The sequence below is a fragment of the Pseudomonas sp. genome, from assembly GCF_049590575.1.
In the GTDB taxonomy this organism is placed as follows: Bacteria; Pseudomonadota; Gammaproteobacteria; order Pseudomonadales; family Pseudomonadaceae; genus Aquipseudomonas.
The window spans coordinates 1-5,504 of the sequence record NZ_JBAWDE010000211.1; the positions used below are offsets into that span (position 1 = coordinate 1).

At 62.6% G+C, this 5,504-nt stretch carries 5 protein-coding genes; all 5 read right to left on the reverse strand.

Annotated elements, in window-relative coordinates; translation table 11 throughout:
• A partial coding sequence (locus tag WBR57_RS13840; RefSeq protein WP_424084291.1) for a type IV pilus assembly protein FimV occupies nucleotides 1–983 on the reverse strand: 983 nt, incomplete at its 3' end.
• Nucleotides 984–1,144: 161 nt separating this feature from the next.
• Nucleotides 1,145–2,155 (reverse strand): aspartate-semialdehyde dehydrogenase, encoded by a 1,011-nt coding sequence (locus WBR57_RS13845; RefSeq protein WP_424084292.1) that lies wholly within the window; start codon nucleotides 2,153–2,155, stop codon nucleotides 1,145–1,147.
• A 249-nt stretch (nucleotides 2,156–2,404) separates the two neighbouring features.
• Nucleotides 2,405–3,517 carry an aspartate-semialdehyde dehydrogenase gene (gene asd / locus WBR57_RS13850; protein WP_056861238.1) on the reverse strand — a complete coding sequence of 371 codons (1,113 nt, stop codon included), beginning with the start codon at nucleotides 3,515–3,517 and terminating at the stop codon, nucleotides 2,405–2,407.
• Between the two features lie 64 nt (nucleotides 3,518–3,581).
• Nucleotides 3,582–4,664, reverse strand: coding sequence for a 3-isopropylmalate dehydrogenase (gene leuB, locus WBR57_RS13855; protein ID WP_424084293.1), 1,083 nt, complete (start codon nucleotides 4,662–4,664; stop codon nucleotides 3,582–3,584).
• Nucleotides 4,665–4,717: 53 nt separating this feature from the next.
• A complete protein-coding gene (locus WBR57_RS13860) occupies nucleotides 4,718–5,482 on the reverse strand; it encodes a class I SAM-dependent methyltransferase (RefSeq protein ID WP_424084294.1) in 765 nt (254 codons plus the stop codon).
• Nucleotides 5,483–5,504 lie beyond the last annotated feature (22 nt).

Genomic DNA, 5,504 nt, shown 5'->3' on the forward strand with positions numbered 1-5,504 from the left:
TCTGCCGCGCGGCTTTTCAGCTCGGCGTTGTCGCGGCGCGTTGTGTCCAACTCTTCCTGGGTTGTCGCCAGTTTGTCGCTCAGCGCCTGGCTGTCGCCGGCCCGGCCCTTGCCACCCTTCTTCGCCGCTTCCGCCGAGACCAGGCTGAGGTTGTCCTGAGCATTGGTGGCGGCCGGCGCATCGCCGGCCTGGGTGCGCTTGGTGGCGTCGAGCTGCTGCTTGCCCGCCACTGGATTGTTGGCCGAGCGACGCCCCTGGCGCCAGGCGGCGTTCTGCGCCGAGACTTCGGCAATCGCTTCGGGCTGCGGCAGGCTGGTTGCTTGCTGGTGATCAGGAAGACGCAGGACCTGGCCGGTTTTCAGGCGGTTGATATTGCCGTCGATGAAGGCGTCCGGGTTAAGTGCCTGGATCGCCAGCATGGTCTGCTGGACCGAAGCACCGTGACGGTTCTTCGCTGCAATTTCCCACAACGTATCGCGGGAGGTCGTGGTGTGCTGGGCCGATTTGCTGACAGCTGGCGCGGTGCTGGCGGGTGCACTCAGACGCGGTGCGGGCGCGCTGGCCGCAGGTGTCGACTGATCAAACTTGGCCGGGTCGAGCAGCACGCTGTAGTCGCGCATCAGGCGGCCATTGGGCCATTGCACCTGCAACAGGAAACGTACGTAGGAATCAGGCAGCGGTTTGCTGGAGGTGACGCGCACCACGCTGCGGCCGCTGGGATTGACCACCGGGGTAAAGGTCAGGTCATCGAGAAACGCCTGGCGATCCACGCCAGCATCCACGAATGCCTGGGAAGACGCCAGGCTCGGCGTGATCTCGGCCGCCGTGAGGCCACCGACATCGAGCAGTTCGATTTCCACCGACAACGGCTGGTTCAACTTCGACTTGAGGGTCATCTCCCCCAGCTGCAGCGCCTGCGCCATACCGGAGGACAGCGCCGAGGCGGCCGCTATTGCTAACACCAGTTTGCGAACTTGAACCATAGCCTCATCCTTTGTCTGAACACTCCCCGGCCTGCGAGAAGGTTGGTAACCGCTGCCATAAGGCATGGCGAGCCGATAGGTCACCGACACGCTTCTGTTCCGCTTCGGGCCAAGCATAGCGCCTGGCTAGAATCAATCTACAAATTGACGCCAAGTATCTTTTACGCAAGGTCTTTTATCAACAACTGTGCCAGCTGCACGGCATTAAGTGCCGAGCCTTTGCGTACGTTATCTGACGTCAGCCACAAATTTAGTTCCGCCGGGTCATCCACGCCGGCGCGCACCCGGCCGACATAGACTACATCCTGGCCGACCGCATCGCCCACGGCCGTCGGGTAATCGCCCTCGTCCACCCGCTCGATACCGGGCGCGGCATCGAGCGCACGATTGACAGCGGCGAGGTCGACTGCCGCGCCCAATTGCAGGGACACGGTCAGGCTATCGCCAAAAAACACCGGGGCTTGAACGCACGTCGCGGAAATTTTCAGCAACGGAGTTTCCAGTACTGCGCGCAGTTCGTGTATCAGCCTTTTCTCCAAGTCGGTATGACCTTGGGCATCTGGCTTTCCGACTTGTGCCAGGAGGTTGAAAGCCATCTGCCGATCAAAGAACTGCGGCTCCAGCGGACGCACATTCAGCAGCTCGGCGGTTTGCCGGGCCAGCTCGCTGACGGCTTCACGGCCCAGGGCGGAGACGGCCAGGTTGGCCGTTACGCTGACGCGCTGGATATCCAGCAACCCGCGCAACGGCGCCAGGACCACCGCCAGGTTGGTGGCGGACGGGCTTGGGCTGCCGAGCTGGAAGGGCCTTTTCAGTCCCTTGAGAATGTGCGCATTGGCTTCCGGCACCACTTGCGGTGCCTGATCGGCCGGCAACGCACCGGACAGGTCGATCACCGAACACCCGGCTGCCGTGGCGCGCGGAGCAAAGCTCAGGGTCACCGCTGGCCCGGCCGCGAAGAAGGCCAGCTGGGCCTTGCTGAAATCGAATTCGTCGACTTCCTTGACCCGCACGTTCTTGCCACGAAACGGCACGGAGGCACCGGCGGAGTTGCTGCCCGCCAACAGATACAGGGTGCCCACCGGGAAGCTCAGCTCTTCGAGAATCTGCACCAGGGTTTCGCCGACAGTGCCGGTGGCGCCGATCACGGCGATTTCAAAAGTCTGGGTCATGGGGGCTGCCTCGGGCATTGCGGGGGGGACGGCACTTTACCGGGTGGCTGGGGGTGAGGCAATTAAGCTAAGTCTTGTGGTGTGGCTGATGGCTTCTTCGCGAGCAAGCCCGCGCTCACATTCGACCAAGTTCCTTCAGTTGAAGTGCGATCAAATGTGGGAGGGGGCTTGCCCCCGATGCGGCCCTGGCAGGCAATAAAAAACCCGCGCCTGTCACCAGAACGCGGGCTTCTTACGTGCCAGCAGCGATTAACGCTCCAGCAGGATCCGCAACATGCGACGCAACGGCTCGGCCGCGCCCCACAGCAACTGGTCGCCAACGGTAAACGCACCGAGGAACTGGCTGCCCATGTTCAGCTTGCGCAAACGGCCCACCGGTACATTCAGGGTGCCGGTCACCTTGGTCGGGCTCAGCTCCTGCATGCTGATATCGCGGTTGTTCGGCACCAGCTTGACCCATGGGTTGTGCTGGCTGATCAGCCCTTCGATATCGGCGATCGGTACATCTTTGTTCAGCTTGATGGTCAGCGCCTGGCTGTGGCAGCGCATGGCGCCGATGCGCACGCAGATACCATCCACCGGGATCGGGTTCTTGAAGCGACCCAGAATCTTGTTGGTCTCGGCCTGGGCCTTCCACTCTTCACGGCTCTGGCCGTTGGGCAATTCCTTGTCGATCCACGGAATCAGGCTACCGGCCAATGGCACGCCGAAGTTCTCGGTCGGGTAGGCTTCGCTGCGCATGGCCTCAGCCACACGACGGTCGATATCGAGGATCGCGCTCGCCGGGTCAGCCAGCTGATCAGCCACGGCCGCGTGGGTCGCGCCCATTTGCTTGATCAGTTCGCGCATGTTCTGCGCGCCGGCACCGGAGGCCGCCTGATAGGTCATGGCGCTCATCCACTCGACCAGGCCGGCTTCGAACAAGCCTCCCAGGCCCATCAGCATCAGGCTGACGGTGCAGTTGCCGCCGACGTAGTTCTTGGTGCCGGCATCCAGCTGCTGATCGATGACCTTGCGGTTGACCGGGTCAAGGATGATCACCGCGTCGTCCTGCATACGCAGGCTCGAGGCGGCGTCGATCCAGTAACCCTGCCAGCCGGCTTCGCGCAGCTTGGGGAAGACTTCGCTGGTGTAGTCGCCGCCCTGGCAGGTCAAAATCACATCGAGGGTCTTCAGCTCTTCGATGCTGTAGGCGTCCTTGAGCGGGGCAATATCCTTGCCCACGGACGGCCCTTGGCCACCCACGTTCGAAGTGGTGAAAAACACCGGCTCAATAAGATCGAAATCCTGCTCTTCCAGCATCCGCTGCATGAGCACGGAACCGACCATACCGCGCCAACCGATCAGACCTACACGTTTCATCGCAACTACACCTTGTTAAAAAGTGGGCCGCCTTGCAGCAACATCTGCAAGCGGGCCCGAGAGATTACAGATTCCGCAGCGCGGCGACTACTGCGTCGCCCATTTCTTGCGTACCGACTTGGGTGCAACCTTGTGACCAAATGTCACCGGTGCGCAGGCCCTGGTCGAGCACCAGGCTCACGGCCTTCTCGATCGCGTCCGCTGCGTCACTCAGGTTGAAGCTGTAACGCAGCATCATCGACACCGACAAAATCGTCGCCAACGGGTTGGCAATGCCTTTGCCTGCGATGTCCGGCGCCGAACCGTGGCACGGCTCGTACATGCCCTTGTTGTTAGTGTCCAGGGACGCCGAGGGCAGCATGCCGATGGAGCCGGTGAGCATCGAGGCCTGGTCGGACAGGATGTCGCCGAACAGGTTGTCGGTGACGATCACGTCGAACTGCTTGGGTGCACGCACCAGTTGCATCGCGGCGTTGTCGACGTACATGTGGCTCAGTTCGACGTCCGGGTAATCCTTGGCCACTTCTTCGACGATTTCGCGCCACAGTTGGCTGGAGGCCAGTACGTTGGCCTTATCGACGGAGCAGACCTTCTTGCCGCGCACACGGGCCATGTCGAAACCGACACGCGCGATACGGCGGATTTCGCTCTCGCTGTACGGCAGGGTGTCGTAGGCCTGGCGTTCGCCATTCTCCAACTCGCGCACGCCGCGTGGCGAGCCGAAATAGATACCGCCGGTCAGCTCACGCACGATCAGGATGTCCAGGCCCGCCACTACTTCCGGCTTGAGGCTCGACGCATCGGCCAGTTGCGGGTAGAGGATCGCCGGGCGCAGGTTGCCGAACAGGCCCAATTGCGCGCGGATTTTCAGCAGGCCGCGCTCGGGGCGGATGTCACGTTCGATCTTGTCCCACTTAGGGCCACCCACGGCGCCGAGCAGCACGGCGTCGGCAGCACGGGCGCGGTCCAGGGTTTCGTCGGCCAGCGGTACGCCATGCTTGTCGATGGCCGCGCCGCCGATCACGTCGTGGCTCAATTCGAAGCCCAGGCTGTACTTGGCGTTGGCCAATTCCAGGACCTTGACCGCTTCGGCCATGATTTCCGGACCAATACCGTCGCCAGGGAGAATCAGAATCTGCTTGCTCATGGGTTCCTCATTTCATCAAGCGACCCGCCCGTGGGCAGGTCGGGAAAAATTAATCAGCGCTCGGCAAACACCACCAGCACGTCGGTGCTGAAGGTGCCGTCGGCTTGGATCTGGTAATAATCGCGGACTTCCTGGCCCATCGCCGTTTGCAGCTCGAGGATGGCAGCGCGCAATACCTCTGGCGTGCGCATGCGTTCGACCCACGAGGTGTATTCCAGGCGCAGCCGCTGGCGACTGCTGTTGCGTACATGCAAGCCGGACTCGCTGAGCTGCTGCATCCACTCGGCGGCGGCGTAATCGCGCACGTGGCTGGTGTCGCGCAGCACTTCGACGGTTTGCAGGTAAGTGTCCAACAGCGGGCTGCCCGGTGACAACACATCGACGAAAGCCGCCACGCCACCCGGCTTGAGCACCCGACGCACTTCACGCAGGGCCAGGCCGAGGTCGCTCCAATGGTGCGCCGAATAGCGGCTGAACACGAAATCGAACTCACCATCGGCGAACGGCAAGCGTTCGGCGGCGCCGTGCACGGTGCGGATATTCTCCAGGCCGCGATCCTTTGCGGCGCCCGCGACGACGTCAAGCATCTGCTGGGACAGGTCGTAGGCCACCACTTCCCGGACCAGCGGCGCCACGTGGAAACTTACGTGACCGGCGCCGCAACCCAGGTCCAGCAGCCGCGCAGCGCCCTGCCCGGCCAGCTCGGCCTGCAGCAGCGCGAATTCGGTGCCTTGGGCGTGCACGGCACTGCTCAGGTAGGCCGAGGCTTGCTCGCCGAATTGTTTTTGCACGACTTGGGTGTGGGCGGTACTGGTCATGGTGTTTCCCCTGGGTGTGTGT